Origin of the sequence: Alkalimonas sp. NCh-2, assembly GCF_039631345.1 — a bacterium.
GTDB lineage: Bacteria > Pseudomonadota > Gammaproteobacteria > Enterobacterales > Alteromonadaceae > Alkalimonas > Alkalimonas mucilaginosa.
This window is the reverse complement of the sequence record NZ_JBDIUV010000002.1, coordinates 371,652-397,812: the sequence shown is the minus strand read 5'-3', so window position 1 is coordinate 397,812 and position 26,161 is coordinate 371,652. Positions and strand designations below refer to the sequence as shown.

Sequence of the window (26,161 nt, the reverse complement as noted above, 5' to 3'; positions counted from 1 at the left end):
CTGTGCAATTTTCAGCCGATAGCATGGATAGGCTATACTTCGTCCAGAATCCACTGAGGTACTTACTTATGGCGATTGCACCTATTCCCCCAAAAGCGGCTGAAGCAAGCAGCAAGCAAGAATCCGCACCTAAATCCGAACTGGATAAAGCCGTGGCGGAACGCGCGGCTAAAGACACAGCAAAAAATGCTCAAAATGCTGCCATTTTGGCGGCCAATGAGCAGGTAAGCTTAAAAGCCAACAGCGAAAGCCTGCGCTTGCTGTACAAAACCGCGCTGGAGGCCATCAACAAAGAGCTGGAGCCGGTGCTGGGTGAAAATGCCGCCCAGAAAACCTATGACTCTGGCATTGATGTCTCGCCGGAAGCAACCGCCGAGCGCATTGTCAGCTTTGCCACCAAATTTTATGGCCGTTACGAAAAAATGACGCCGGATATGGACGAGCAAGAGCGACTGGATAGTTTTTTGCGCATCATTGGTGGTGCCATCGACCAAGGTTTTAATGAAGCGAAAGACATCCTGAAAGGCTTGAATGTGTACGAAGGTGAGATTGAAAGCAATGTCGATGCCACCTACGACTTTGTTCTCAAAGGTCTGGCACAATTTCGTGAGCGCATGGAAGAACTGATGCAGAAAAGCCCTGAGGCTGAATAACAGAACTGACCTGAAAACAAAACCGGGCTCAGTGGCCCGGTTATGATGTTAATCTACTGCCCGTTACAGATTGTCTTCAAACAACTTAAAGATACGGCGGTATTGATCCAGCCAACTGCTTGGCTGCACATAACCGTGATCTTCCACCGGATAAATCGCTGTTTCAAAGTGCGGGATTTCCAGCTCAATAAAGCGTTGCACCAAACGCACCACATCCTGGAAGAACACATTGCGATCGACCATAGGAGCGCTGATCAAAAGCGGGTAGCGCAAACCTTCGGCAAAATAGATCGGCGAGCTGCGCTCATAAGCGATAGGATCTATATCCGGCGTATTAAGGATATTGCTGGTATAGGGGTGGTTGTAATAGGCCCAGTCGCTAACCGGCCGTAAAGCCGCACCGGCTCTAAAGAGTTCCGGCTCGTTAAACATGGCCATAAAGGTCATAAAACCGCCGTATGAACCGCCGTAGGTGCCAACCCGGTTGCGATCAACATGAACGTTTTCCACCATCCAGTTCACACCATCCACCAAATCTTCTACTTCTGGCGTGCCCATTTGACGGTAAATCGCGGTACGCCAGTCACGGCCATAGCCTTTTGATGCCCGATAATCCATATCCAACACCACATAGCCATGCTGTGCCAGCAAATTGTGGAACAAAAACTCACGGAAATACACCGACCAACCCAGATCGCTGTTTTGCAGATAACCAGCACCATGGTTAAAGATCACCGCCCGACGCGGCTCACCATCCATATGGTTCTCTGGCAGGTACAGCTTGGAGTAGATGGGTGCTGCCTGATGACTGGAGGGCACCGGGACAATTTTGGGTGCCTGCAACGGCAAAGCTTTAAAAGCATCGGAAATGGTATAGGTTAAGCGCTGCACCTCCGCTGCTGGCTCTGCCGACGTAACATACAGCTCATGAGGCTTTAGATTGTTGGAGTAACGCAGTAACAGCTGGCTTTCATCTGGTGATAACTGAAAATCAACCGCACCCGGCAAAGTGGTGACTTGCTGCAACTGATTGTTGCTCAGCTGGACTCGAAACACATCGTACTGCCCCGGATGGTTGCGGTTGCCTTTGAAGTAGATAAAGCGGCCATCACGGGTTAAAACCGGATTAGCGACCTCAAAGCGACCTTCGGTAAGCTTTTGTGGCCGGCGCTGATTCAGCGCCTTGGTATACAGATGTGAGTAACCGCTCTCTTCCGACAAATAATACAAGGTATCGCCAGCAGGTAACCAGCCAAAATCATTAAAGGCATAATTGACCCAGGCACTGTCGTGCAACCGGTGCTGCGGTACCAGACGTTTATTGGCAAAATCAACAGTTGCCAACCAACGATCTTTGTTATCAAAGGCTTTTAGCATTACGGCGGCCTGGTTGCCTTGTGCATTCCAACGCATGGCACTCTGTGTCCAGTACCAATCGGTCATAAGACCAATATCGCGGATCACTTTCTCGCTACGGTAACGCTCGCCACGGGCACGGGCATTTTCGGCTTTGACGTCTTTTAACACATCATCGTTGTAACCCGGCAGGCTGCTGTAACTTAAAGTATGCTGGCTGCCATCCGTCAGATCGACCAGGATCAACTGCTGTGGCAATGGTTTGAAATCATGCACCCGCCGACGCACCGACTCCGCAATAATATCACCGCTTGGCGAAATGTAGTTTGGCATGATATCGCGGTCGCTGCTGCTTTGCTGCGCACGAATGGCCACCAGCAAATAGTTGCCTTGTGGTGACAGGCTGGCATCGACGATATGCTTGTCTTTGCCGACATAAATACTTTGTGGCGGCATAGCAGGGTTTTGTTGCTTTAACGCTTGCTCCTGCTGATGACGCTCTGTGCGATTGCGCTGTTGCAAAGCAACAAACTCCAGCAGCTTGTGTTGTTCTTGCGCCAGATAGCTTTCTGGTACGCTGGGGGCTTTCGGCGCATCTTCGGTGCGAATGCTGAATAATTGCTCTGTCAGGCCACTTAAGGGATCCACCGCAAAATACTGCCAGCCACTGCGGTAAGCCAAACGGCCATCGGTTAAAAATTGCAGATGACTTTGCCGGTCCTGGCTGCGGCTTAACTGACGAATAGTACCGGTTTGGCTTTCCTTGATGAATACATTACCCTGGAAGGTATAGGCCTGCAGCTGACCATCGCTGGAATAAATGGCATCGGCAGCGCCCATCTGATGCACTTCCGTCAAAGGGACCAAGCTGCCATTATCCCGGTTTGCCTCTGTTACCGAGCGCTTGTACCAGTCACGGATTTCACTGCCCTCACGCTTGCGCTGGTAGTAAATATACTGGCTGTCTGCAGACCAGAACTCATTTTCAGGTTGCCGCCCCAGCCAATCCGGATCGGCCATGATCTGTTCCATCGTTAACCGGATGCTGGCATCAGCAGCATACAGCTGTTCCAGTTGGATCGGTTCAATGCGATGAGTCAGAGGTTCGTTTTTGGCATGCACTGGTAAGGAAGCCATGCTGGCACCGGCCAGTGCAACCACCAGTATGGAGGAAGTCAGAAGTTTCATAGTGGCACTTTTATGGTTGTTGGAATAACGCCTTTTATACAAAGGCTCAAGTCAGGATGCAAGCAATGCAGGATTAAGCGGGAAAGAAACAGGTTTAGTTGAACCAAAAGCAAGCGGCCAACCCTGCCCGCTTGCTTGAATAATCGGTTTAAAGTGTTAAAACAGCTTAAGCTGCCAGCTCTTCACTTAATGCCGCAATCCGCTGTTCGGCTTTATCCAGCGCAGCACGGGCTGCGTCCTCGCCCATATTCAGGCCTTCTGCATAAATAAAGTGCTGCTCACTCAGGCCAATAAAGTTGAAGAACTGCTGCAAAAATGGTGTCTGGCTATCTGCACCTGTACCCTGATAAATACCACCACGAGTTGCAAAAATAACCACAGGTTTATCGGCCAGTAATCCAACCGGGCCTTGCTCGGTGTATTTAAAGGTAATACCTGCACGGGCAATCCGATCAAACAGAGCTTTCAATTGACTAGGTACACCAAAGTTGTACATTGGTACGCCCAGTATAATGGCATCGGCTTGCTTAAAACGGTCAATCAAATCATCGGAATGGCGAGCCAGTGCGGCTTGCTCCAAAGAACGATCCGCCTCTGGTGTCATCCAGGCAGCAATTTCATTCATTTCCAAATGTGGTAATGGTTCAGCCGCTAAATCAATCCGATCCAACTGCACTGAGGATGGTAACTTCGCGACAAATTGCTCAATCAATTGCGTTGATTTACCTGCTTTACCACTGATAGAGCTTTCTATGACTAATACTGTTTTCATAATGCGTCTCCTACTGGTTAATGCCGCCATAATACCGCAAAAAAATGGAATAAAAATCAAAAAATATAGCCGTTATCTTTCTATAAAATAAAATGAATCCAGTTTCACTATTGCAGCGTATAAAGTGCAGGTTTGTCCATTGTCACCCATTGCACAATCAGGAAAGACGAATGATGTTGAATTTATCCTTGAGTCACAGGCATGATGGTAGCTCTGCTTCGAAACGTGAGCTTGAGATGTCGACGAAAGAAAAAGAAGAAAACGCTTCCGAGATCCGAACGGGTCAATGGGAAGATGCACTAAGCTTTGTTGCAGTGCATCAGGACAAAGCTGCTTATTCAGAGCTGTTTAGTTATTTTGCACCGCGGCTGAAAGCTTTTGGCATGAAAATGTTTGGCAACGAGCAACAAGCCCTGGAAATGGTGCAAGACACCATGCTGAATGTGTGGCGCAAAGCCCGCTTGTTTGACCCAAGCCGCGGCTGTGCTTCCACCTGGATTTTCACCATAGCCCGTAATGTGCGTTTTGACATGTTACGCAAGAAACAAAGCCGTAAAGATGATATCAGTGCCGACGATCTGTGGTACGACGGCAATTACCCCGAGCTGGAAGATTCTGGCAGTCATCAATGGGATACCATCCTGATGACTGAGAAGTTAGCACCTCACTTTGAACGCCTGCCCGAAGCACAGCGTCTGGTGATGGTAAAAGTATATTTGGAAGAGAAGTCGCATCAGGAAGTTTCGGATGAGCTGGCTATCCCGCTTGGCACAGTAAAATCACGAATTCGTCTGGCGCTGGATCGTTTGAGAGAGGCACTCGATGGCACACGCAGTTAAACATCATCCGGGCATCCCGTTATTGGAACAATACGTGGAAGGCACCCTCGAAGCAGATATTGCGTTGGCGGTAGCCGCGCACATTGATTTATGCCCTCATTGCCAGCAACTTTGTCTTGATTTGGCTGCAGAGCAGGGTTTGCTGCTGGAGCAGTCTGCACCACCACCAGAACAGCAGTTGTCCGATGATATGGACGCTATGCTGGCAGAGATTATGGCGCAGCCTCAGCTTGATAGCCGTGAACTACCGCATCAGCTAAGCCCGGTCCAGGTGCAACTGAGAGACAAAACCTTCACTGTGCCCAGAGCTTTAGCCAGGCTGGTTGGCCAGCATACCAAATGGACTCAGCTCGGTAGCATTGCCAACGCTAAACTGCCTGCGGGTGACAAACGCCATGTCTCTTTGCTGTACATTGATAAAGATACTGCTATTCCACAGCACACCCACAAGGGGCTGGAAATCACACTGGTGTTGAGTGGCCGTATCGTGGATGAGCAAGGCAGTTATGGTGTCGGCGATCTGTTGATCAATACACCTGACGACACCCATAGCCCGCGCACCTTGCCAAATGAGGACTGCCTGTGTTTGTCGGTGTTAAGTGCTCCACTCCAGTTCAATAAAGGCATTACCCGTTTATTGAACCCATTGCAGCATTTGTTCTATTAATCCGTCCCGTAAGGGCCAGATGCACCTGGCCCTTTGTCAGCTAATCAGCGCCATACCGCCTTTTAAATTGTACAACTGGCGAAAGCCCAGCCGAGCCAGCACCTGGCATGCAACCAGGCTGCGATTGCCTGTGCGGCAAACCATCAACAATGGTGTATCCAATTGCCAATCGGCGTGACTGAGCAGATGGCACAGCTTAGACAACGGCACCTCCCGTACCAAGCACCCCGTTGGCAAGTAAGGAGCCAGAGCACCTGCACTTTGCTCGTGCGGCTCTCGTACATCCACCACCTGTAGCTGCGGATGTTGGCGCATAAATTCAGCCAACTGCTCAGGCATGATGGTTGCCTTGGCATCTGTCGGCATCACTTCGACCAAGCCACAGAAATGCTGCTCCAATGCTTGCAGTTGGCGAGCCTGCGCATTGGCAGCTTGTTGCCAGTCATCAGGTGGGAGCTCTCCTTGCAACAAGGATCGCAGCACGGGTTGCTCATCACAGGCTATGGCCAGGGTGGTAAAAAAGCGCTGGGCGTAATCGTGGCTGGACAATAACAGCGTATCAGGCAACAGCTGTTGCTGCAGACGCTGTAGACTGCCTTGCAGTGCCCTGGCATCTCCACCGGCCAGATCGGTGCGTCCAACCCCTCCGGGCAACAGTAAATCCCCCACAAAGGCTGCCCGAAGCAGATCCTGCTGATACAGCAAGTAGCTGCTGGCATCAGAGCTGTGTCCTGGCGTGCTAACGCGGCGCAAACGGTATTCACCACATGCGATTGTGTCCCCCTCCACAGGCCAACCTAAGGTGTTGGTGTCCCGACTGCAATCCAGCTGCAACAGGGTACAAAGCTCGCTACGCGCCGAAGCATGGTTCGGGTGCTGGTGCGTATCCAGCACCGCCTGCAGTTGCAATTGCTGGCCCTGGATCATCGCGTGTAAGCGGCCCAGCAAAGGCAACACTGGATCAATCACTACCGCAGCGCGACTCTCCGGGCAAACCAGCAAATAGCTGCACAAGCTTTCATGCTTTAACTGGGTTAAGCCTTTGGTATGCCATTCCAGAGTAGGTGTAGCGTCGGTCAGCACCAGGCAATGTTTTTTTACCACCTCAGCCAGTTCCACAATACGCAAACAGGCCTGCCGGCATTCATCAGGCGTCATGGCTGGACCAAAGGATAAGCGGATAGACCCTTGCGAGCGCCAGGGTTCAAGCCCCATCGCATCCAGCACAAAACTGCTGGGTACTTTCGAGCTGCAGGCAGAGCCTGAGCTGACACGAATGCCGGCAGCATCGAACAAATCCATAATGTCCTTGCTGTAAAAACCAGGTACCGAAAAATTGATGGTTGTCGGCACGCAGTAGGGTGCATCGCTGTTTAGTTCCAGCCTGGGAAATACCTTTTTTAGCGCGCTCAGTAAATCGGCCCGATATTGCCATAGCTGCGGCACTGGCTGAAATACCGAGCCTTCGGTTTTCAATAACTCAGTAAAAATAGCATGTAAGGCGGCAATACCTGGCAGGTTTTCAGTGCCAGACCGCAAGCCACTTTCCTGCCCCCCACCAACGACTAAAGGCTGAAAATGAACCCCTTCACGCAGATACAAAAAACCAATTCCCTTGGGAGCATATAGTTTATGGCCACTAAAAGGAGCGTAATCGATGCTGGTATTGGCAAGCTGCAGCGCCATTTTTCCCAAGGCCTGCACACAATCCACCAACCAGGGAATATCGGTTCGCACGGCTCGAATGCAGTGCTCCAACGCTGTCAGATCTTGCTGCACTCCGGTTTCATTATTAGCGGCCATGGTGCAAATCACCGCCGCCTTGGGCAACTGCTGATGAATAAAGTCTAAATCCAGCAAACCATCTTTATCGACCGGGATTGCACACAGGGTCGCATCCAGGCCAAGCAGTTGATTCCAGTGCTGCAAACTCTGCGGAACCGCTTTGTGTTCGGTCGCACCATAAAGCAATAAGGTATCCGGCCCTGTCCGACCTTCGGCTTTCGCTTTGGTTAGTGCCGAGAGTACCGAGGCCTGAATCCCTTCGGTTGCACCGGAAGTAAACACAATATCGCCTTTACCGGCTCCTATTAGTTTACGCGCCAACTGGCGGGTCGCTTCCAGCTCAACCTTAGCTTTAATACCAGTAGCATGGGTACTGCTTGGATTACCAAAACATTGCATCATATGATGCTGCACCGCCTCGGCTGCACAAGGCAGTACCGGTGTGGTTGCATTGTTATCCAGATAGATTTCGGCGCGCTTTACAGACAGGATTGGTTTCATAACAGCCCAAGCATATAACTAAAAAGAATAAGATATTCCTTTTAATGATACGTCCCTTTTCGCGACTCCACAAGCCTTGGCTACTGCACCACTGACAATAAAAAAACCGCCGCAGCGGTTTTCATCGTTCAGACCAAAATCTTAGGTCATCATTCCATCAGATCATTGGGAATACTGGCACGCAAACCCGACCAGATTTTGCCACTTTCCCAGCCATACTTACGGACTACAGCGATCACTTCATCATGACGGCCCGCTTCAGCGTATGCACGTAACTCCTGATAATAGCTGCGGGCCAGTTGCCGGGCTTCTGGCTGAGAAAAGTAAAAACGGGCAATTTTGTTATAGAGCCCGCGGAACCCATTCAAAATTAGCACATAAATTCGGTTGGAGGAGTGCAGTGCCAATTCATGATTTAAATTGTAGTCAAAATCAGCAAAAGCTTCAGCAGTATCTGGCAATTCATCCGCGCCACCAAAAGACGCCATGGCTTCTTCGCGATGAGTTTTGATAGCACCGCGGATATAAATAGCGCTGATATTGGTTCGGGCAGAGAGTAGCTCATTAACCAAATCCGGCATTTGATCCTGATCCAGCCGGGCCAGGGTTTCCAAAATATTTAACCCCGAAGTCTCCCAGAAGTTATTTACTTTGGTTGGCTTGCCATGCTGGATAGTCAACCAGCCATCCCGCGCCAAACGCTGCAATACTTCCCGTAACGTTGTTCTGGTGACGCCTATCAGTTCTGACAACTCTCGCTCGGCGGGTAGAATAGAACCTGGAGCAAATTTACCATTCCAGATGGAGTCGACGATGTATTCTTCCGCAAAACCGGCAGGGCTTTGTGCTTTGATAAGGTTGGTCATCCAGAAAGATCCACTTATGCTGTTATCGTTATAAAATATCGACTGATTGTACCAGAGAACGGCTACTTAACAAGTGGTGCTGCCAATTTGGCGGGCATTTGGCGTGGCAGTTGTAACATCGTCGGCAATCGCATAGAGTAAGTGCCTCAAAACTCGACTTATCCCGGAGCCAGAATGATGTTTGCATGGCTGAAAAAATTTTCAAAGCAGCGACTAAGCTGGTTATTACTGCTGCTAACCGCGCTCGGATTACAGCTGGCGGCGCTGTACTTTCAATATGGTATGGGCCTGGAGCCTTGCATGCAGTGTGTTTACATCCGGGCTGCTGTGGCTGGTATTTTTTTGGCTGCTTTACTTGGCTTGCTGGCACCGGCAAGTACGCCGGTCCGGCTTTTGGCCGGTCTGGGTTGGCTGGCAGCAGCCGTCTATGGTTGGCAACAAGCACGAAAGCTTAGTGGTATCGAACAGTTGATTGCAGATGGCGGTTTTTACAGCTGCGCATTATTCGCTGACTTTCCTGAGTGGATGCCACTGCACCAGTGGTTCCCCGCGATGTTTGACCCAATCGGGCCTTGCGGTGCTATTGACTGGCAATTTGCCGGTGCGTCGATGGCGGACTGGATGCAATGGATCTTTGTAGCTTATGCGCTGGTGGCGGTGCTGGTGTTACTCAGTCAAGCAGTCCGGCTGAGTACGAACCCATACAAAGGCTGATTCACTGTTACAAAATCAGGCGCCTGAGCGCCTGACTTTGTGCAACGAATTACTCAACGATTGCCAGCAACTCGACATCAAACACCAAGGCACTGAATGGAGGGATCGCGTGGCCGGCACCGCGCTCGCCGTAGGCAAGCTCGTGCGGGATGTACAACCGGTACTTAGCCCCAATTGGCATCATCTGCAAGGCTTCGGTCCAGCCGGCAATCACACCGGATACCGGAAACTCAGCTGGCTCGCCGCGCTGATAGGAGCTGTCGAACACAGTACCATCAATCAGAGTACCGTGGTAATGGGTACGAACCGTAGAGTCACGACCTGGCTTATCACCTGCACCGGCATTTAAGACTTCAAACTGCAGTCCGGACTCGGTAACCGTCACTTCAGCACGCTTGGCATTTTCAGCCAGGAAATCCTCGCCTGCTTTAGCCGCTTGCCCGGCTTTTTCTGCTTGCGCTGCTTGCATACGCTGGCTGATCTCGGTAAAAGCAGCACGGATCAACTCTTCGGATACAGCTGGGGTTTCACCCTTAAAAGCCGCAGTTAAACCTGCAGCGACGGCAGAAATATCCAGGCCATCGAAAGGATTATCGGCCAGTTGCTGACCCATTTGTAAACCAATGCCATAGCTGGCATGCTGCTCTAAAGATGTGTATTGTTCAGACATAAAGCTCACTTTGTAATTGGCGCTGCCGTAACAGCAAAGAACCGCTATAGTACCGCAAACGAAGTCCGCTGTCAGGCCGCCAGTCGTTGCAATTGCTGCCAAAGCGCGCCAACCAGTTGTTGATCGTCCGCATTCAGCTCACCATTGGCAATAGCCTGCTCCAGGCTGGAGCTGACCTGAACCATCACATCCTGCTGATTGAATGGCTGTGCTGCCACCTCCAGGGTGCCAACCGCCAAATCAAAGTGCCCGCGTAAATAGCCGGCAGCAAACAGCTCATCGTCGCTGGCCGTTGGGATCATCTGATCAAAGTAATCGGCTACGGCCGAGACAAAATTGCTGCTATCCGTCATTCTGAGTCTCCAAGTCGATACATCACATAATCATTGTAACCGGTCAGTACCGGTATCAGCCCCTGCAACTCATGATCCAGTCTGGCATCGCCGGTATCGGCCAGCAGTGGCCTGCCTTGCAGTTGCTGCAGTTTGGCTTTGGTGGCTATCAGCCAGATATTATCCCGGCCAATCGCCCGGATCACTGCTGGCGAAAGCTGTTGATTGCCACGGCCAAACACATGGCCCTGGCCGCCGATCAAGGTAATAATAAGCTTACTGGGCCGGTCCTGAACCAGGGTTAGCAATTGGCTGGCGGTCACATCGCTGGCAATCACCTGGCCATTTTCAACCACATCCACCCCAAGCAAGGTATTGGTAAGACTAAGCTGTGCCATCACCGCAGCCACCGTAGAGCCCGAGCCCATCACATAACGCACATCGTCGTCCATCTGACTGACCACCCAGGCAGCCAGATCATCCAGCACCAGCTCTTCGGATTCACGCCCGCCCATTTTCACGCTTTGCACATACTGCAAGGCCGCGGGAATGGACAGTTCACCAAAGCGACGTGCTTTCACCACGCCCTGACGAAATGCCTGTTCATCAATATCCATCACATCGGCCTGACGCATGGACACCAGTTCACCCCGTACCAGGCTGGCCACCAACTTGCCGGCAGCGGTCGGGCTGATGGCATAGACACCGGAGTGAATTTTGCAGCCGGCCGGAATACCAAGCGCAGTCACCTGCTCTGGCAGCACAGCACAAATATTACGGGCAGTGCCATCGCCACCAGCAAACAGCAGCAAATCGATGCCATCGTCGACCAAGGCCCTTGCAGCAGCTTCGGTATCTTCCGCGGTGGTTGGCTGCGCTGCCGGCTGATAACAAACCCTGGTGGTAAATCCCAGCTGCTCTGCCAACTGCTGCCCCATACTGCCCGCCACGGTTTTAATCAGCAGCCTGTCTTTCAGGGGTACCAGCTCATTCAGCGCAGTTTCGCTGCGCTTACCGGCTAACGGCTCCGCACCGAGCGCCAGCGCTTGCTCTGCCACACCATCGCTGCCTTTTAAGCCAACACTGCCGCCCAAGCCGGCCAGTGGATTGACAATCAAGCCCAAACGAAACAACGACGACATAGCCCCTCCAGCCCATAGCGGTAATGGCGCGCATTGTACCCGCTTGTGCCGTTTTTTCCCAGTAGCCGCGCTTGAGTTGCCAGCCGAACTGCCCTAGAGTAATGACATCCTGCCCTTGCTTGTATAATTAGCATGCCAGATTTAGCACAGATTTTTTCCCTGCAACAGAGTACCGCCCGAGCTAAACCCTACCCAGACTACCGCGAAAGGCTGAACTGGTTGCGTCAGTTGGAGCAACAACTCAAAGAACAGCTGGATGCCTTGTGTCAGGCGTTATCGGAGGATTTTGGCCATCGCAGCACTGAGGAAAGCCTGCGCATCGAGTTACTGCCCTGCCTGCAAAGCCTGAGCTATCATCGCCGGCGACTAAAGCGCTGGATGAAGCCACAAAAACGCCATACCAGTTGGCTGTTTCAACCGGCACGCAACTTTATTCAGTACCAACCCAAAGGGGTGGTCGGCATTATGGTGCCCTGGAACTACCCGGTGTTTCTAACCATAGGGCCTTTGATAGCAGCGTTGTCAGCCGGCAACAGAGTGATGCTCAAATTGTCGGAAGACACGCCTGCCACCAACCGGTGTTTGCAGCAGTTGCTGGCGGCCGTCTTTCCCATCGGGCAAGTCGCAGTGTTCACTGGCGATGCAGAGCAAGCCGCTGTTTTTGCCGCTCTGCCTTTTGATCACTTGCTGTTTACCGGCTCCACCGCTGTTGGCCGTAAAGTGATGCAGGCAGCCGCCGCACAGCTTACGCCGGTCACGCTGGAGCTGGGTGGTAAGTCTCCGGCCATCGTGGCCGCGGATGCCAACCTTGATGTGAGTGCTGAGCGTCTGGTGTTTGGCAAGTGTGCCAACGCAGGCCAAACCTGTGTCGCACCGGATTATCTTTGGGTGGATGCAAAAATCCAGCAGCCTTTGCTCGAAGCGCTGACAAGCGCTTTTCAGCGCCTTTACCCGCAAGAGCGGCTGCACCAGGATTTCAGTTGGCTTTGCACCGAACGCCAGCGGCAACGGATGCAGTCGCTGCTGCAACAAGCCGAACAAGCCGGAGCCACTATTATCAGTTGCGCTGAGCACAGCTGGCGGCATTATCTGCAGCAAGGCTCAGGCCTGCTGCCGCTGCAATTGGTGTTAAATCTGCCCGCAGAGCATGCACTATGGCTGGAGGAAATATTTGGCCCTATCTTGCCGGTGAAAAGCTTTCACAGCATCGACCAGGTGTTTGCAGAACTGACCACTCTGCCCCGTCCTTTGGCTTTGTATCTGTTCAGTGCAAACAAAGCTCTGCAGCAACAATTCATCAGACACAGCCACTCCGGCGGTGTTTGTGTCAATGACTGCCTGATGCAGGTAGCACAGGATGATCTGCCCTTTGGCGGCATTGGAGCATCGGGTAGCGGCGCCTATCACGGCCCGGAAGGCTTTACCACCTTTAGCCATGCCAAAGCAGTGCACGCCAAAGGCTGGTGGCATCCGGGCAGGTTGATTTACCCGCCTTACAACAAATCCTGGCTGAATAGTGGATTGCGCTGGTTGTTACAAAGGAAATAGCCGTATTTCACTGAATGAGTTGCATTTTAGCAAATACTGAACTTAACTAAATGAGTCAATGACTTATATTGATGCCAGTAAGGAAACTTTCTATGCAGTTGAACTCCCTTCGCTTCCAGCTTAGTTTTGGAGTGGCCCTTTTGCTGCTGATCAGTATTGCCAGTATGGCCCTGATTGGCTGGCAATCTACTCGCAGTAGCAATCAAAATGCTATCGACCGGTTGGACGCTTCAATGCGCGCCACCGCGGAAACCATTCTTACCGATGCAGCCAGAGTCAATGCTCTGGATACAGCCAGTGTAATGAACCGCAATTACGATGTTGCAAAGAATCTGGCCAGCCTGATGCGCCATAGCGCTGTGGGCTCAGGCAACACACCGTACAGCAGGGAGCAGGTACAACTATTGGCCAGTCACTTGCTGCTGGCCAACCCCAGCGTGTCTTCTATTTACACTCAGTACGAGCCCAATGGCTATGATGGCAAGGACAGCGACTACCAGGGCAGTGGTATTGAACACAGCTCCGATCAAGGTACGCTGGAGGTTTACTGGGTAGCATCTGAGGCAGGTATCGAGTTCATCCGCACCGCCGATGCCAGTGACAAATACCTGAGCAATTTAAATGAATTTGGTATACGGGAAGCCGAATGGTACTTGTGCAGCCGTGATCGGGGCCGGCCTTGCCTGATGGAGCCTTATCAGTATGAAATCCGTCCCGGGTACGAGGTGTTGCTGACATCCCTGGTGTACCCGGTCATGGTCAATGGCACTTTTCGTGGTGTCGCGGGTGTTGATATTAACTTACCTGTTTTGCAGGAGTCCTTACTCAATCAGGCTACCGCGCTGTACGATGGCAAAGCCGATTTGTATCTGTTAAGTGATAAGCAACTGGTGGTTGCCTCCAATCGTTTTGCCAACCAACTGGGGCAATCCCTGCAACAGTTGGATCCTGCCCTAGCCACCGCTTTACAGCAGCAAGGCAGTGGTTTGTTTTCGTATCAGGATCAACTGGTGCTGGCCTACCCCATTCCTATCGAAGCCTCTGGCAGTACCTGGTATACCCTGGTTGCAGTGCCTGAGCAGGTTGCGTTGGCTACCGCACGCGAATTGTCGGCCCAGCTGCAAGAAGATGCCAATGCTACTACAGCTCGTATGCTGCTATCCGGCCTGGGGTTGCTGCTGTTTTTTGTGAGCTTGATGTCGTTGTGGCTGGCTCGTGCTACCAAACCCATTGTTAAAATGAGTCTGTTGATGCAGGAGTTAGCTGGCGCTGAAGGTGATTTAACCCGAACTCTGGATAGTAGCCGTCATCAGGAGTTGCAGGATATGGCGCATGGTTTTAATGCCTTCACCGCCAAGCTGGCACTGATGATCAAAGCTTTGCAGCAATTCTCTGCCCAGTTGCAACAGCAAACCCATACGCTGGTAGATACCAGCCAACACACCAATCAGGCCACACAACTGCAGGCAGCTGAAATTCAGAATGTGGTTTCGGCCATGCATGAAATGACGGCGACAGCCAATGAAGTGGCACAATTGGCCGGCAGCACCGCGGAAGGTGCTCAGAACGCTATTCTGGCCCTTAATGAAGCCAATGGCTTATTTCAATCCACGCTGGATGAGTTCAGGCAGTTGGCGGTAGAGGTAGAGCAGAGTAAAACGCAAATTGAAGGTGTTGCTGGCAGCAGCCAGGAAATTAACCAGATTATTGAAGTCATTCAATCCATTGCGGAGCAAACCAACTTATTGGCTCTGAATGCCGCCATCGAAGCCGCCCGGGCCGGTGAGCAAGGCCGTGGCTTTGCCGTGGTAGCCGATGAAGTTCGTACCCTGGCTGCCCGAACCCACAGCTCCACCGATCAGATCAAACAGTTGATCACCAACTTGCAACACCAGGTAAGTGGTGCCGTGCAACAGATCAGTAAAAACACCGCAGGTATCGAACAAACATTATCCGAAGCTGTGGTTGCTTACGACAAGCTCTCTGCAGCCACGGGGGATATAACTGCCATAGCTGACAACTCTTTTCAGGTAGCCACCGCCGCCGAAGAACAAAATCAGGTAAGCGATGAAATAAACCGCAATATTTCTGCCATTGGTGATGCCACCAGAGAGCTGGAAGAATTGGCTCAACGCAATAAAGATGTCAGTGATGCTATTGATGCAATTACCCAACAAATGGATAACCGGCTGAATCAACTTAAATGTTGAGCAGCCGACTGGAGTCTGTATGAAAAAAACACTACTCTGCTCAGCTTTGCTCGGCAGCACCCTGCTGAGCTACAGCGTTGGTGTTCATGCCAACTGGAGCCTGGATCTGGCTGTAACCAATAACTACTTGTTCAATGGCGTCAGTCAAACAGATAAAAAGCCAGCTTTCCAGCCCGGCTTGCTGTGGGAGGCAGGTAACGGTTTTTATGCCGGTTTCTGGGGCTCGAATGTCGACTTTGGCGAAGGCACCAAAGTCGAGTTTGATGGCTATGTTGGCTATTACCACCAATTTAACGATGTTGGTCTGGATGTCGGGCTGTCCCAATACACCTACCATGGCCGCGGTCACAGCTCCGATCTAAACTTTCGTGAAGTGCATCTGATACTGAACCGGAACCCTTACGAGCTGTCGTTGTGGTACAGCAACGATTACTTTGGTTTTGGTGGTGGCCATCTGGTGGTGAAAATTGCCCGAAGCTTTGTGCTCAGCCCAGGCTGGACACTACAGGCTGGCCTGGATCGCTCGCACTCCTTCGATAAAGACAGCTACGATTGGGAAGGAAAATCCGGCTTTTTTCATGCCGAGCTGGTACTAAGCACCGATCTGGCCGGCTTTATCCTGAGCGCGGGCCTGCACACCACAACCTTAAAAGAGCGTTGGGGCGATGATGCCCTGGTGTTATCGGTCAGCCGCGCTTTCTAGAGGCTCTGCGTGCACCTGAGCCGGCAGGCAAAGGGCACACACCATGGCAATACCGGCGGTAGCTGCTGCAATCACAAAGGTGTGGGTTGCACCAACACCATCCTGCCACAAGATACCGGCAGCATAAGCGCCGACAGCGCCGCCGCCGCCAAAAATGACACCGGCATAAAGAGCCTGACCACGGCTGCGCAATGCTTTCGGGAAATAATGCTGCACAAATTGCATCGCACAACTGTGCGCAATCGCAAAGCTCCCGGCATGCAGTAGCATACTGAGCCCCAGCCAAAGCGGCGAGTGCGCCAGATAAGCCAGCATCAACCAACGCAGCATGGTCAGGCCATAGCAACAGCTCAGCACCAGCCGGTAACTGCGCTGCTTTAATAGAGCCCCCATCCAGAAAAAAGCGACAATTTCAGCCAAAACAGCCAGGCTAATAAAAAGCCCGGTGGCGATGCCGCTGTAGCCTAAATCCCTGGCATAGAGAGTGAAAAAGCCATAAAAAGGGGCAAAGCTCATCTGCAAAATAAAAGCTGCGCCCATAAAGCAGAGAAACACCGGCTGAGTTAATAAGCGGCCAAACCCCTTTTTCTCGGTGCTGCTTTCGGTGGGCGCTGTCAGCTCAGGCAATAAAAATAAACTGCCAATCAAAAGCAACATCAGTAAAGCTGCACCATAAGGCAGCGCTTCGGTCCCAAAGCTTTGCAACAAAACCCCACCCACCAGCACCAGTACAATGTAGCCAACACTCCCACTGCTGCGAATGCGGCTATAACGGCTGGTGTTGTCGTTCAAAAAATGAAAGGTAGTGACTTCCAGTTGCGGCAGGATGGCAGTCCAAAAAAAGCTGAAGATACTAAAACCCAGCAACAACAGCCAAAAACCCTGATCGAAGAAGCTACTAAGCCAGCCGAGCGTGGCAAGCACTGCACCAAGTCGCATAATACGCAGTGGCCGTCCCTGCTGCTCAGCTACCGCAGCCCAGAGACTTGGGCCAACAATACGGGTAGCAGTGACCAGCGCCAGCAAGACACCGATATCGTACGAGCTTAAACCGCGGCCATCGAGAAAAAGCCCCAGATAAGGAATGAAGATACCGAGCACCCCGTAGTAAGCAAAGTAAGCCAGCACTAAGGCTGGCACGGCATGCTGTACTGGCAGTCGGCTCATTCGTCTTGCAGGCGGGCAATATCCGGTGTGTGACAAACCACATCCGGGTTCTGCGCCCGATGCCGTAGCAGGTGATCCATCAACACTATGGCGAGCATGGCTTCGGCTATCGGCACAGCACGGATGCCGACACAGGGATCGTGCCGGCCTTTGGTCAACATCTCGACCGGCTCACCTGCCACATTGATGCTTTGACCGGGGATGCTGATACTGGAAGTAGGCTTTAGGGCAATACTCACCCGGATATCCTGGCCACTGCTAATGCCCCCCAGCACACCACCGGCATGATTGGCGCTGAAGCCCTGCGGGGTTAACTCATCGCGGTGGGTCGAGCCATTTTGCTCCACCACCGCAAAGCCATCGCCAATTTCTACCGCTTTTACCGCATTGATGCTCATCATGGCATGGGCAATATCGGCATCAAGCCGGTCAAATACCGGCTCACCAAGCCCTACAGGTACCCGGCTTGCCACTACATTGACCCGGGCACCGACCGAATCGCCTGCTTTTTTCAGCTCACGCATGTAGGCATCGAGTGCCTCCAGTTTGCCAGGATCCGGGCAAAAGAAAGGATTGTTGTTCACTTCATCCCAATGGGCTTTCTGCATCACGACCGGGTCTACTGCAACCGGGCCCAGTTGGGCCAGATAACCGCGGATTTCCATGCCAAATTTTTCTTTCAGGTATTTTTTAGCGATGGCGCCGGCAGCAACCCGAATAGCCGTTTCACGGGCGGAAGAACGACCACCACCGCGGTAATCACGAATGCCAAACTTATGCCAGTAAGTGTAATCGGCATGGCCCGGCCGGAACACATCTTTGATTTTGGAGTAATCCTGCGAGCGCTGATCGGTGTTTTCAATCAACAAACCAATGGAACAACCGGTACTGATGCCTTCAAACACACCGGATAAAATTTTGACTTCATCCGCTTCCCGCCTCGCAGTGGTGTAGCGAGAAGTACCGGGCTTGCGCCGGTCCAGGTCCTGTTGCAACTCTTCTGCGGTGATGTGCAACCCGGGAGGGCAGCCATCGACAATACCGCCAATGGCTGGGCCATGACTTTCCCCGAAGGTAGTCACCCGAAACAACTGGCCGATACTATTGCCTGCCATTTAAAACTCCTTCAGTTGTTGTTGGCAGCGCACCAGCTCTGCCTTGTCAATGGAAAACACCCCGGTTCCGCCCTGCTCAAACTCCAGCCACTGCAAGCCAACATCCGGCAGCAAGGCCTGCAGCGCCACCATGCTGTTGCCTACTTCACACACCAACACGCCCTGCTCAGTCAGGTGTTCTGCCGCCTGTCGTAAAATTTGCCGGGTTAGTTCCAGACCATCGGCACCAGAAGCCAGGCCGAGCTCGGGTTCATGCAAAAATTCTGCGGGTAAATCGGCCATATCTTCGGCATCGACGTAAGGTGGATTGGTCACAATCAAGTCGTACTGCTGGCCAGCCAGGCCTGAAAAGACATCCGATAGCAGTGGAAATACCCGATGCTCCAACTGGTGCTCCGCAATATTGATTTCTGCCACAGACAGCGCATCCGGACTAATATCCACTGCATCAACTTCCGCTTGCGGAAACTGGTAGGCACAGGCAATGGCAATGCAACCAGAGCCGGTACATAGATCCAGAATTCGTGCAGGCTGATGACCGACCAGCTGTTGCGCAAAACCTTGCAGGATAAGTTCAGCAATCGGTGAGCGAGGCACCAACACCCGCTCATCGACATAAAATGGCAAACCGGCAAAATAAGCCTGCTGGGTCAGGTAAGCGGCTGGAATGCGTTGTTCAATCCGTTGCTGCAGCAATGCCATAAAGGCTTGCCGCTCTTGCATGGTCAAACGAGCCTGAAACAAGTGCTCATCGGTGATCGGCGGCAAAAACAGCACGGCGGCCATCAAATTGGCAGCTTCATCCCAGGGATTATCGGTACCGTGCCCCAAAAAGACCTGCCCCTGATGCATTTTACTGACGGCATAGCGCAACCAGTCCTGGACGCTGTGCAGTTGCTGAAGAGCATCCTCAATCAAAAGCGGCTCAAATAAGGCAGAAGCAAGAGGTTGCGCTGTATCTGTGGTCATAACAATCCAGTTTTAAATGCTGCCGGCAACGGATGTGGTTTGTGTTACCCGGCTAGTTTCATTACACTTGCACCATGCCCAGAAAGAATCAAATCAGCCCGGAAGAAAGCCAGCTTTTTCGCGAGCTTGTCGCGGATACCTCACCCTTGGTGCAGGATAAAAAGTGGCATCATTCTACTCCGGTTGCTGCAAAAACTAAAGCAAAAGCCCGGCTTCCTGCAAAGGAGCAGGCGCTGTTTTATTTCTCTGATCAATACGAAGGCTATGTCAGTACCGGTGGCACGCAAAGCTATGCTGCTCCCGAAGAGGATGCGCTACTAACCAGAGCTTTAAAGCGTGGTCAAATCCAGCCACAGGTCACTCTGGATTTGCATGGTATGACACAGCAGCAAGCCAAGCTTGAGCTGGCATCACTGCTGCACTGGTGTGAGCTACAACAGCTGCACTGCGCCTGTATTGTGCATGGAAAAGGGCTGGGGATTTTAGCGCGGAAAGTGCCCAATTGGCTAATTCAGCATCCGAATGTACGGGCGTTTCACACGGCGCCACGCAGTTGGGGGCGTGATGGCGCCTTGTTGGTCTTGCTCCGTTTGGCAAAAGGCTCAGTGGCAGCCAAGGACAGTGATAACCCCGCTTAGCCCTTCCCGGAAGGCTGGCAATCACACCGGCAGCAGGTTGAGTTCAAATGGGGATGCCGTTTCCAACAGTTGGCCGGTTTTCTCTGGTTCATAGTGCAAACAGGCAACCCCTGCGGTCGCAAATATCGGAGCCTGGCCGCTATAACTAAAGGTTTGCACCAAAAAGCTTACCAATGGCATATGGGATACCAGCAGGATACGCAGCTCAGGTTGAGCCGCCCATAAAGCATCCAGATAAAGCTGGACCTGTTGTGGATCCCCATCGGGCACCAGATCGGATAGCAACTCAAGCTCGCAACCCTTTGCTGCCTGTTTTTGCAACACCAGCTGCGCCGTCTGACAGGCGCGTGTATAAGGGCTGCAGATGATCCGATCAAATGCAGGAAAGTGCAGCTGTAACCAGCCAGCCATTTGGTTTGCTTCTGTGATTCCTTTCACCGTCAGTTGACGCTCAGCATCCGTACTCTGCAATGCTTCAGCCTCACCATGACGCATAATGACCAAGTTGACCATACCATGTCACCTACTACCGAAATGTCACGCCCTGGATACACCAGGCCAAAAATTGTGCGCTATGATAAAGAAAGAAACAGCAATGAGTAACTGTTATTAAGTCATAACTTTGCGCTATGCTATTCCTTAAAGCTATGAGGCTTCATTCCTCACAGTGATCACTCAAAAAACCAGCAGGTCAAACCTTGAAAAAAACCGAGATAAAGCAAAGCCCTAACGATAAGAAGCAGTACAAACACCTGGTTCTGAGCAACGGCCTTGCTGTCTTGCTGGTACATCAACCTGATGCCGAAAAAAGTGCAGCCGCACTTTGTGTACGTGCCGGACACTTTGATGATCCGCCCGAACGGCAAGGGTTAGCGCATTTCACCGAACATATGTTATTCCTTGGTAGCCAAAAATATCCCATTGCCGGTAGTTTCCAGAACTTTGTCAGCCATCATGGCGGTAACAACAACGCCTGGACAGGGACAGAACATAGCACCTATTTTTTTGATATTGACACAGACTACTTTGCAGATGGTCTGCAGCATTTTGCAGATATGTTTAGCGCTCCCTTGTTCGCCGAAAACTACATAGAAAAAGAACGTCAGGCGATAGAGGCAGAATTTACCCTGAAGCTCAAGGACGATGGTCGTCGTATTTATCAGGTGCATAAAGAAACGGTGAATCCGGCACACCCTTTTGCCAAGTTTTCCGTTGGTAACCTGCAAACATTAGCCGATTCTCCGCAGCAAAGTTTGCGCGATAGCCTGCTTGGCTTCTATCAACAGTATTACCTTGCCAATCAAATGACGCTGGTTCTGGTAGCTCCAGATACTCTCCAGGCCCAACAAAGCTGGGCTGAACAATGGTTTGCTGCTTTGCCGCATGGTGATTGCCCACGGGATTGGCTTGAACAGCCGCTGTATCTGCCAGAGCAGCTTGGTATTGAGCTGCTGATAGAACCGCATAAAGAAATGCATAAGTTGGTGCTTACGTTTGCCTTACCAGGGATCCAGCGCTGGTATCCGTACAAACTGGTCAGTTTTATTGCTCACTTGCTTGGTGACGAGGGCCCAGGCTCTTTGTACGCGGTATTGAAATCCGCTGGCTGGATTAATCAGTTAAGTGCAGGTGGTGGTATTGATGGCAGTAATTTTAAAGATTTCAGTATTTCCTGCGAACTGACTCAGGCTGGCATGGCTGCTACCGAGCAGATCATCAGCATGGTATTTCAGTATCTGGCGATGTTGCAACAAGCCCCCTTCCCTGCTCAATTGTACCGGGAGCGTCAGCAATTGTTGCATTGGTCGTTTTGTTACCAGGAACCAAGTACCACCGAACAGACAGCGACCGAACTGGCTGTAAATATGCATCACTATCCAGTGGAAGACATCGTGTTTGGTGATTACCGGATGGAAACACCTCCGGAGTCTTTGTACCGTGAAATTCTAAGCTACTTTCAACCAGACACTATGCGTTTGATGCTGATAGCTCCCGGGCTTAACTGCACTCAGAAAGCGCGCTGGTACCATACCCCCTATCAGGTAAAAGCTATACCTGCCAGTTTCTTGCAATCCCTGTTGCAGGCAACACCTTCAAAACAGCTGCAGCTTCCTGAAGCAAATCCTTATCTGGTGCATGAATTAGCTTTGCTGCCGGCCTCAGCTACCCGGGAAAAACCAGAGTGTCTGTATCAGGACCAGTCCCTGACACTCTGGTTTAAACCGGATGCAGACTTTCATACCCCAAAAGGCCATATTTACCTGCAACTTAGCCTGCCACACAGCATTCAGAGTTGTTGGCACCTGGCCGCAACACGGCTATGGGTAGAGCTGCTGAACGATGAAGTACAGCAGGCATTTTACCCAGCCAGTACCGCCGGGCTTGGTTACAGTCTGCATGTACAAAAACAGGGGATAAGCCTGCATAGTTACGGCCTGAGCAACAATCAAATCCAGCTGCTACTGGATGTCTTGCAGCATATTTGTCACTTTAAAATCATCCCTGGCCGCTTTGCCGAGCTGAAGCAACAGCTCATGCGTCATTGGCGCGACAGCCACAAGAATAAACCTGTTGCCAGTTTATTCAGTCAGCTTTCGGCATTGTTGCATCCGCTTAACCCTGCTATTGACATGCTATTGGTTGAGCTGGAAGCCATGCAGTTGGATGACTTTGCCAACTTTAATCAGCAATTGCTGCAGCCACTGCATATCGAAGCCTTTATGGTGGGCAACTGGCAACCCCATGAAGCGATGGAGCTACAGCAACGTTTGAGCGGTTGGTTAGCGGATAAAGCCAGTTGCCTGCCACTATCAGTTCCCGAGCGCTCCACCCGGGGGCTTGGGCCAGTCTGGCTAACCATTGATGTGGATCACCACGATCATGCGCTGGTAATCTATTTGCCTGCTCAGGATAAATCCCCGCAACATATTGCCCGATTTATGTTCGCCAATCATCTATTGGCACCACGATATTTCCAGCAGTTACGGACCGAGCAACAACTCGGCTATCTGGTTGGTACAGGCTACGTGCCTGTCAATACACTGCCCGGACTGGCATTTTATATTCAATCCCCCACAGCAGACTGCGTACAATTGTACCATGCTACCATTGATTTCTACCGAGCTCTGCTGTTAGAGCTCGAGTCACTCAACCAGCAGGAGTTCGAGGAGTTAAAACAAGGTTTAATGAGCCAATTGCAGGACAAAGATACCAGCTTAAGCAGTAGAGCTAAGCGCCTCTGGTTGGCCATTGGTCAAGATGATTTGCAATTTAGTCTGACGCAACAAATCACTGAGGCATTAATAGCTTTAACAAAACAGGAATTTGTGCACTTTTTTCACCAATTGCTATCACCTGATTACGATGCCATCTTCCTGGCTACCGATGGTGTGCCGCGACACAGCCACCTTAAATTCACCACCAGCGCAGAACTGCTCAGCCAACTGGACGATGCAAGCTGATGTTTGCTTTTGACAGCTTGCTGTAAATTCTATATGTTAACCGTACCTTGGCCAGATACAGCATGCACCAATGCACAATGGCATTAAAACAATAATAACAACTTGTTGCCTCGGGTTGCTTGCCCATCCACGCACTGCGTACGCTCTGAACTGGGAAAGTATGGAGCCTTACGCTATTAGTGGTATTCTACTGCTCTCACTGGGTGCCCTGCTGCTGGCACACTTAAGCATTGTGAGGATGCGGCGCTACCAAAAACGTCTGGAACACAGTGAAGAACGGCTTAGGCTGTCACTTTGGGGCAGCGGTGACGAACTATGGGACTGGAATATCAGACAGGGCAATTTGTATCGCTCTTCTTCCTGGCAAAATCCGGTAGAACTCAAGCCAAGCTCCCAGGACTCCCCACCGAACCGGCAACAAATCCACCCGGATGATCTGGACCGGGTCACGGATGCCCTGAGCAAGCACCTTAGCCAAGAAACACCCTACTTTGAAGCGACCTACCGCATTCTCTCCGATGACCAACAATGGATCTGGGTGCTTGATCGGGGCAAAGTAGTCAGTTACGACCAGCACAACCAAGCCAGCCGCATGACCGGCACCCTAAAAAATATCCAGCACATCAAACTGGCTGAAGAGCGGTTGCAACTGTTTGCTCAGTGCCTGGAGAGTATTTCCGATGCGGTTGTGATTTGTGATACTGCCTTTCGGATCCTGGAAGTGAACCCGGCATTTAGCCGTATCACCGGTAAAAGCAGAGAGCTGGTGTTGGCACAGCAATTCGAGCTATCGTTGTATCCCAGCCGTTATATGCGGGATATTAAGCTGACTCTGGCTCAATCTGGCAACTGGGCTGGTGAGGTACAAGAACAAAAAGCCGATGGGCAAATCTATTTCGCCGAACTTAACTTCAACGTTGTCCGCGATGAGCAAGGCCAAATCCAGCAATATGTCGCCGTATTTTCCGATATCACAGAACGAAAAACCCGGGAAGAACAACTCAGCCGTCTGGCAAACAGTGATACTTTAACCGGACTTCCAAACCGCACCCTCTTTCTAAGCCAGCTAAAACAATTGGTAGAAAAACAAAAACACCACTCACTGCTGATGTTTGATCTGGATAACTTCAAAAAAATTAATGATTCTTTAGGGCATCAATTAGGGGATGAGCTGCTGTGTAAACTAACCGAGCGGTTAAGCCTCTTTCCTCGTAGCAAAGGCCAGCTGTACCGCCTGGGAGGGGATGAGTTCGCTATTCAGTTGGAAAACACCAATGACATTCACACCATTACCTCGCTGGCAAAAGAGTTACTAAAACAAATTAATATGCCTTTTTATATCAATCAGCATGAGCTGGCCATCAGTTGCAGCATCGGCATAGTGCTGTGTCCGGAAGATGGCCAGGATCCGCAGAGCTTACTGCGCAACGCAGATACTGCCATGTACCACGCCAAAAGCGAAGGCGGCAACCGCTACTTGTTTTTTAATGACAGCATGAATAAACAAGCCGTGAAGCGGTTGCAAATTGAAAACTTAATCCGCCACGGCTTAAAAGAGGATTTTTTTACCGTCTACTACCAGCCCAAAATGGATATTCACACCGGCAAACTGGTTGGGATGGAAGCCTTGGTGCGCTTTATCACCCCAAAGCGAGGCATTATCAGTCCAGGTACTTTTATTCCGGTCGCTGAGGAAACAGGCCAGATTGTGGAGATTGGGGCTATCGTACTGAAAAAAGCCTGCCAGGATGTCAAAAACTGGATTGATCAAGAGCTATTTCATGGCAGGGTTGCGGTTAATTTATCGGCGAAGCAATTTATGCTGCCTTATTTGTGTGAGCAAATTGACGACATTCTGCAACAAACTGAGTTGCCGTCTTACCATCTTGAACTGGAAATTACTGAAGGCACTGTGATGCAATCCCCTACCATCGCTATAGATACCATGAAAAAGCTACGCGCCCGGGGCGTGCACTTGGCGATGGATGATTTTGGCACCGGATATTCTTCACTGGCATACCTAAAACAGTTTCCGCTCAATACGCTGAAAATTGATAAAGCTTTTATTGATGACATGAATACGGCCCGAGGCCGTAATATGGTGGATACCATCGTCACGATTGCTCACAACCTTAGCTTAACTGTGGTGGCCGAGGGCGTAGAAGAAAAGCAGCAGCTGTTGCAATTAAAGCAACTTCGCTGCGAAGTGATCCAAGGGTATTACTACAGTAAACCGCTATCTGCCGAAGACTTTACCCAGTTTCTCAGGCAACAGCAGCCTCAAAAAAAGAGCGCCACAGTTGAACAGAGCGCTCTTCGTTCAGCCGCATCGGCCGCCGATTCATAATCTGGCAGTGCCCGACACTAGTCGCTGTCTACCTCGACGTAGCTAAAATCATCACTGCTATCGGCAATGCGTTTTTTACCAAAGACAGTGTGAAACTTACGCTTTTCCTGTACTTTTTGCTTGTACTTTAGCCAGGTTTTTTCAATGGTACTGCTTGGCTCGGCTTCGCCACGACAAACCAGTACAAAATGCTGCTCATCTTCAGTTTCCGGAGCCCGGGTTCCTTGCTCCAAATCCTGCAAAGCGACACCGTGCTTCTCCAGCAAGTTACCTTCTGCCAGAGTAAAGCGCCCTGACCGGGTAAACCCTTTTGGGAAGTTACGGTCATCGAAAAAGCGACGTGGAGCGACAAAACTTTGCTGCATCACTTTTTTCCTCTGCTGCTGATCATTACAATGAATTCATTAAGGGTAGCATGTTTTACAGAGCAAGCAGGCTCTGGGATCACATTCAGCTTGCCCTGCTCAACTGTGCGGAGTATGGTGAACAAAACAGCCCCCGTAAAACAAAAGTTTTTT

General features: G+C 51.2%; 22 protein-coding genes. 10 read left to right on the top strand and 12 right to left on the bottom strand.

The genetic code is table 11. The features are described from left to right. The first annotated feature begins 68 nt into the window (after window positions 1-68). A complete protein-coding gene (locus ABC502_RS07015) occupies window positions 69-653 on the top strand; it encodes a DUF5610 domain-containing protein (protein ID WP_345915355.1) in 585 nt (194 codons plus the stop codon). A gap of 63 nt (window positions 654-716) precedes the next feature. Here the strand turns inward: ABC502_RS07015 and ABC502_RS07010 are convergent, their stop codons facing one another. After that, the gene (locus ABC502_RS07010) at window positions 717-3,197 is read right to left on the bottom strand and encodes a prolyl oligopeptidase family serine peptidase (protein ID WP_345915354.1); all 2,481 of its coding nucleotides are present in this window, start codon (window positions 3,195-3,197) and stop codon (window positions 717-719) included. A 166-nt stretch (window positions 3,198-3,363) separates the two neighbouring features. After that, window positions 3,364-3,969: an NAD(P)H-dependent oxidoreductase gene (locus ABC502_RS07005; RefSeq protein ID WP_345915353.1), complete on the bottom strand. Its 606-nt coding sequence runs from the start codon at window positions 3,967-3,969 to the stop codon at window positions 3,364-3,366. Window positions 3,970-4,205: 236 nt separating this feature from the next. Here ABC502_RS07005 and ABC502_RS07000 point away from each other — a divergent pair, with 236 nt between their 5' ends. Together ABC502_RS07000 and ABC502_RS06995 are read left to right on the top strand one after the other, a co-directional pair. After that, window positions 4,206-4,808, top strand: a complete 603-nt coding sequence (locus ABC502_RS07000; protein WP_330086405.1) for a sigma-70 family RNA polymerase sigma factor — start codon at window positions 4,206-4,208, stop codon at window positions 4,806-4,808. Beyond that, the gene (locus tag ABC502_RS06995) at window positions 4,792-5,475 is read left to right on the top strand and encodes a ChrR family anti-sigma-E factor (protein ID WP_330086318.1); all 684 of its coding nucleotides are present in this window, start codon (window positions 4,792-4,794) and stop codon (window positions 5,473-5,475) included. Before ABC502_RS07000 ends, ABC502_RS06995 begins: the two co-directional genes overlap by 17 nt. Before the next feature lie 36 nt (window positions 5,476-5,511). On the opposite strand, the gene ABC502_RS06990 is transcribed toward ABC502_RS06995, so the two are convergent. After that, window positions 5,512-7,761 (bottom strand): aminotransferase class V-fold PLP-dependent enzyme, encoded by a 2,250-nt coding sequence (locus ABC502_RS06990; RefSeq protein WP_345915352.1) that lies wholly within the window; start codon window positions 7,759-7,761, stop codon window positions 5,512-5,514. Window positions 7,762-7,910: 149 nt separating this feature from the next. After that, entirely contained in the window at window positions 7,911-8,627 is a 717-nt protein-coding gene (gene fadR / locus ABC502_RS06985) for a fatty acid metabolism transcriptional regulator FadR (protein ID WP_330086316.1), read from the bottom strand. Between the two features lie 174 nt (window positions 8,628-8,801). Here fadR and dsbB point away from each other — a divergent pair, with 174 nt between their 5' ends. After that, entirely contained in the window at window positions 8,802-9,341 is a 540-nt protein-coding gene (dsbB, locus tag ABC502_RS06980; protein WP_330086315.1) for a disulfide bond formation protein DsbB, read from the top strand. Window positions 9,342-9,390: 49 nt separating this feature from the next. On the opposite strand, the gene ABC502_RS06975 is transcribed toward dsbB, so the two are convergent. The 3 genes from ABC502_RS06975 to ABC502_RS06965 form a co-directional block, all read right to left on the bottom strand. Then, complete coding sequence (locus tag ABC502_RS06975; RefSeq protein ID WP_330086314.1) at window positions 9,391-10,011, bottom strand: FKBP-type peptidyl-prolyl cis-trans isomerase; 621 nt, start codon at window positions 10,009-10,011, stop codon at window positions 9,391-9,393. 71 nt (window positions 10,012-10,082) lie between these two features. Then, the gene (locus ABC502_RS06970) at window positions 10,083-10,364 is read right to left on the bottom strand and encodes a YfcL family protein (protein ID WP_330086313.1); all 282 of its coding nucleotides are present in this window, start codon (window positions 10,362-10,364) and stop codon (window positions 10,083-10,085) included. Further along, window positions 10,361-11,485 (bottom strand): ATP-NAD kinase family protein, encoded by a 1,125-nt coding sequence (locus ABC502_RS06965; protein ID WP_330086312.1) that lies wholly within the window; start codon window positions 11,483-11,485, stop codon window positions 10,361-10,363. The genes ABC502_RS06970 and ABC502_RS06965 overlap by 4 nt, the downstream gene beginning before the upstream one ends. Window positions 11,486-11,617: 132 nt before the next feature. Between ABC502_RS06965 and ABC502_RS06960 the strand changes: the two genes are divergently transcribed. The 3 genes from ABC502_RS06960 to ABC502_RS06950 all read left to right on the top strand — a co-directional run bounded on the left by ABC502_RS06960 (window position 11,618) and on the right by ABC502_RS06950 (window position 15,946). Continuing rightward, a complete protein-coding gene (locus ABC502_RS06960; RefSeq protein WP_345915351.1) occupies window positions 11,618-13,033 on the top strand; it encodes an aldehyde dehydrogenase family protein in 1,416 nt (471 codons plus the stop codon). Window positions 13,034-13,125: 92 nt separating this feature from the next. After that, a complete protein-coding gene (locus tag ABC502_RS06955) occupies window positions 13,126-15,243 on the top strand; it encodes a methyl-accepting chemotaxis protein (protein ID WP_330086310.1) in 2,118 nt (705 codons plus the stop codon). A gap of 19 nt (window positions 15,244-15,262) precedes the next feature. Next, the gene (locus ABC502_RS06950) at window positions 15,263-15,946 is read left to right on the top strand and encodes a TorF family putative porin (protein WP_345915350.1); all 684 of its coding nucleotides are present in this window, start codon (window positions 15,263-15,265) and stop codon (window positions 15,944-15,946) included. On the opposite strand, the gene ABC502_RS06945 is transcribed toward ABC502_RS06950, so the two are convergent. Genes ABC502_RS06945 through prmB form a run of 3 tightly spaced genes read right to left on the bottom strand, consistent with a single transcriptional unit; the run spans window position 15,923 to window position 19,197 of the window. After that, complete coding sequence (locus ABC502_RS06945) at window positions 15,923-17,113, bottom strand: MFS transporter (protein ID WP_345915349.1); 1,191 nt, start codon at window positions 17,111-17,113, stop codon at window positions 15,923-15,925. The two genes, ABC502_RS06950 and ABC502_RS06945, sit on opposite strands and share 24 nt — an antisense overlap. Continuing rightward, window positions 17,110-18,228, bottom strand: coding sequence for a chorismate synthase (gene aroC / locus ABC502_RS06940; protein ID WP_330086307.1), 1,119 nt, complete (start codon window positions 18,226-18,228; stop codon window positions 17,110-17,112). Before aroC ends, ABC502_RS06945 begins: the two co-directional genes overlap by 4 nt. Then, the gene (prmB, locus tag ABC502_RS06935) at window positions 18,229-19,197 is read right to left on the bottom strand and encodes a 50S ribosomal protein L3 N(5)-glutamine methyltransferase (protein WP_330086306.1); all 969 of its coding nucleotides are present in this window, start codon (window positions 19,195-19,197) and stop codon (window positions 18,229-18,231) included. It lies immediately after the preceding gene. Between the two features lie 74 nt (window positions 19,198-19,271). Here prmB and smrB point away from each other — a divergent pair, with 74 nt between their 5' ends. Continuing rightward, the gene (smrB, locus tag ABC502_RS06930; RefSeq protein WP_345915348.1) at window positions 19,272-19,835 is read left to right on the top strand and encodes an endonuclease SmrB; all 564 of its coding nucleotides are present in this window, start codon (window positions 19,272-19,274) and stop codon (window positions 19,833-19,835) included. A 21-nt stretch (window positions 19,836-19,856) separates the two neighbouring features. On the opposite strand, the gene sixA is transcribed toward smrB, so the two are convergent. Further along, on the bottom strand, window positions 19,857-20,348 hold the full coding sequence (gene sixA / locus ABC502_RS06925; RefSeq protein ID WP_330086304.1) for a phosphohistidine phosphatase SixA: 492 nt from the start codon (window positions 20,346-20,348) through the stop codon (window positions 19,857-19,859). Window positions 20,349-20,533: 185 nt separating this feature from the next. Between sixA and ABC502_RS06920 the strand changes: the two genes are divergently transcribed. Continuing rightward, window positions 20,534-23,296 (top strand): insulinase family protein, encoded by a 2,763-nt coding sequence (locus tag ABC502_RS06920; protein WP_345915347.1) that lies wholly within the window; start codon window positions 20,534-20,536, stop codon window positions 23,294-23,296. Window positions 23,297-23,456: 160 nt separating this feature from the next. Further along, window positions 23,457-25,643, top strand: coding sequence for an EAL domain-containing protein (locus ABC502_RS06915; protein ID WP_345915346.1), 2,187 nt, complete (start codon window positions 23,457-23,459; stop codon window positions 25,641-25,643). A gap of 17 nt (window positions 25,644-25,660) precedes the next feature. Here the strand turns inward: ABC502_RS06915 and ABC502_RS06910 are convergent, their stop codons facing one another. Continuing rightward, a complete protein-coding gene (locus ABC502_RS06910; RefSeq protein WP_330086301.1) occupies window positions 25,661-26,008 on the bottom strand; it encodes a DUF413 domain-containing protein in 348 nt (115 codons plus the stop codon). Window positions 26,009-26,161 lie beyond the last annotated feature (153 nt).

Coding starts and splice junctions, on each gene's coding strand:
- ABC502_RS06975 (WP_330086314.1), bottom strand. CDS start 10,011: ATGTCTGAACAATACACATCTTTAGAGCAGCATGCCAGCTATGGCATT.
- ABC502_RS07005 (WP_345915353.1), bottom strand. CDS start 3,969: ATGAAAACAGTATTAGTCATAGAAAGCTCTATCAGTGGTAAAGCAGGT.
- ABC502_RS06995 (WP_330086318.1), top strand. CDS start 4,792: ATGGCACACGCAGTTAAACATCATCCGGGCATCCCGTTATTGGAACAA.
- aroC (WP_330086307.1), bottom strand. CDS start 18,228: ATGGCAGGCAATAGTATCGGCCAGTTGTTTCGGGTGACTACCTTCGGG.
- ABC502_RS06960 (WP_345915351.1), top strand. CDS start 11,618: ATGCCAGATTTAGCACAGATTTTTTCCCTGCAACAGAGTACCGCCCGA.
- ABC502_RS06945 (WP_345915349.1), bottom strand. CDS start 17,113: ATGAGCCGACTGCCAGTACAGCATGCCGTGCCAGCCTTAGTGCTGGCT.
- ABC502_RS06910 (WP_330086301.1), bottom strand. CDS start 26,008: ATGCAGCAAAGTTTTGTCGCTCCACGTCGCTTTTTCGATGACCGTAAC.
- ABC502_RS07000 (WP_330086405.1), top strand. CDS start 4,206: ATGTCGACGAAAGAAAAAGAAGAAAACGCTTCCGAGATCCGAACGGGT.
- smrB (WP_345915348.1), top strand. CDS start 19,272: ATGCCCAGAAAGAATCAAATCAGCCCGGAAGAAAGCCAGCTTTTTCGC.
- ABC502_RS06915 (WP_345915346.1), top strand. CDS start 23,457: ATGGAGCCTTACGCTATTAGTGGTATTCTACTGCTCTCACTGGGTGCC.
- ABC502_RS06965 (WP_330086312.1), bottom strand. CDS start 11,485: ATGTCGTCGTTGTTTCGTTTGGGCTTGATTGTCAATCCACTGGCCGGC.
- ABC502_RS07015 (WP_345915355.1), top strand. CDS start 69: ATGGCGATTGCACCTATTCCCCCAAAAGCGGCTGAAGCAAGCAGCAAG.
- ABC502_RS06950 (WP_345915350.1), top strand. CDS start 15,263: ATGAAAAAAACACTACTCTGCTCAGCTTTGCTCGGCAGCACCCTGCTG.
- ABC502_RS06955 (WP_330086310.1), top strand. CDS start 13,126: ATGCAGTTGAACTCCCTTCGCTTCCAGCTTAGTTTTGGAGTGGCCCTT.
- dsbB (WP_330086315.1), top strand. CDS start 8,802: ATGATGTTTGCATGGCTGAAAAAATTTTCAAAGCAGCGACTAAGCTGG.
- ABC502_RS06970 (WP_330086313.1), bottom strand. CDS start 10,364: ATGACGGATAGCAGCAATTTTGTCTCGGCCGTAGCCGATTACTTTGAT.
- fadR (WP_330086316.1), bottom strand. CDS start 8,627: ATGACCAACCTTATCAAAGCACAAAGCCCTGCCGGTTTTGCGGAAGAA.
- prmB (WP_330086306.1), bottom strand. CDS start 19,197: ATGACCACAGATACAGCGCAACCTCTTGCTTCTGCCTTATTTGAGCCG.
- sixA (WP_330086304.1), bottom strand. CDS start 20,348: ATGGTCAACTTGGTCATTATGCGTCATGGTGAGGCTGAAGCATTGCAG.
- ABC502_RS07010 (WP_345915354.1), bottom strand. CDS start 3,197: ATGAAACTTCTGACTTCCTCCATACTGGTGGTTGCACTGGCCGGTGCC.
- ABC502_RS06990 (WP_345915352.1), bottom strand. CDS start 7,761: ATGAAACCAATCCTGTCTGTAAAGCGCGCCGAAATCTATCTGGATAAC.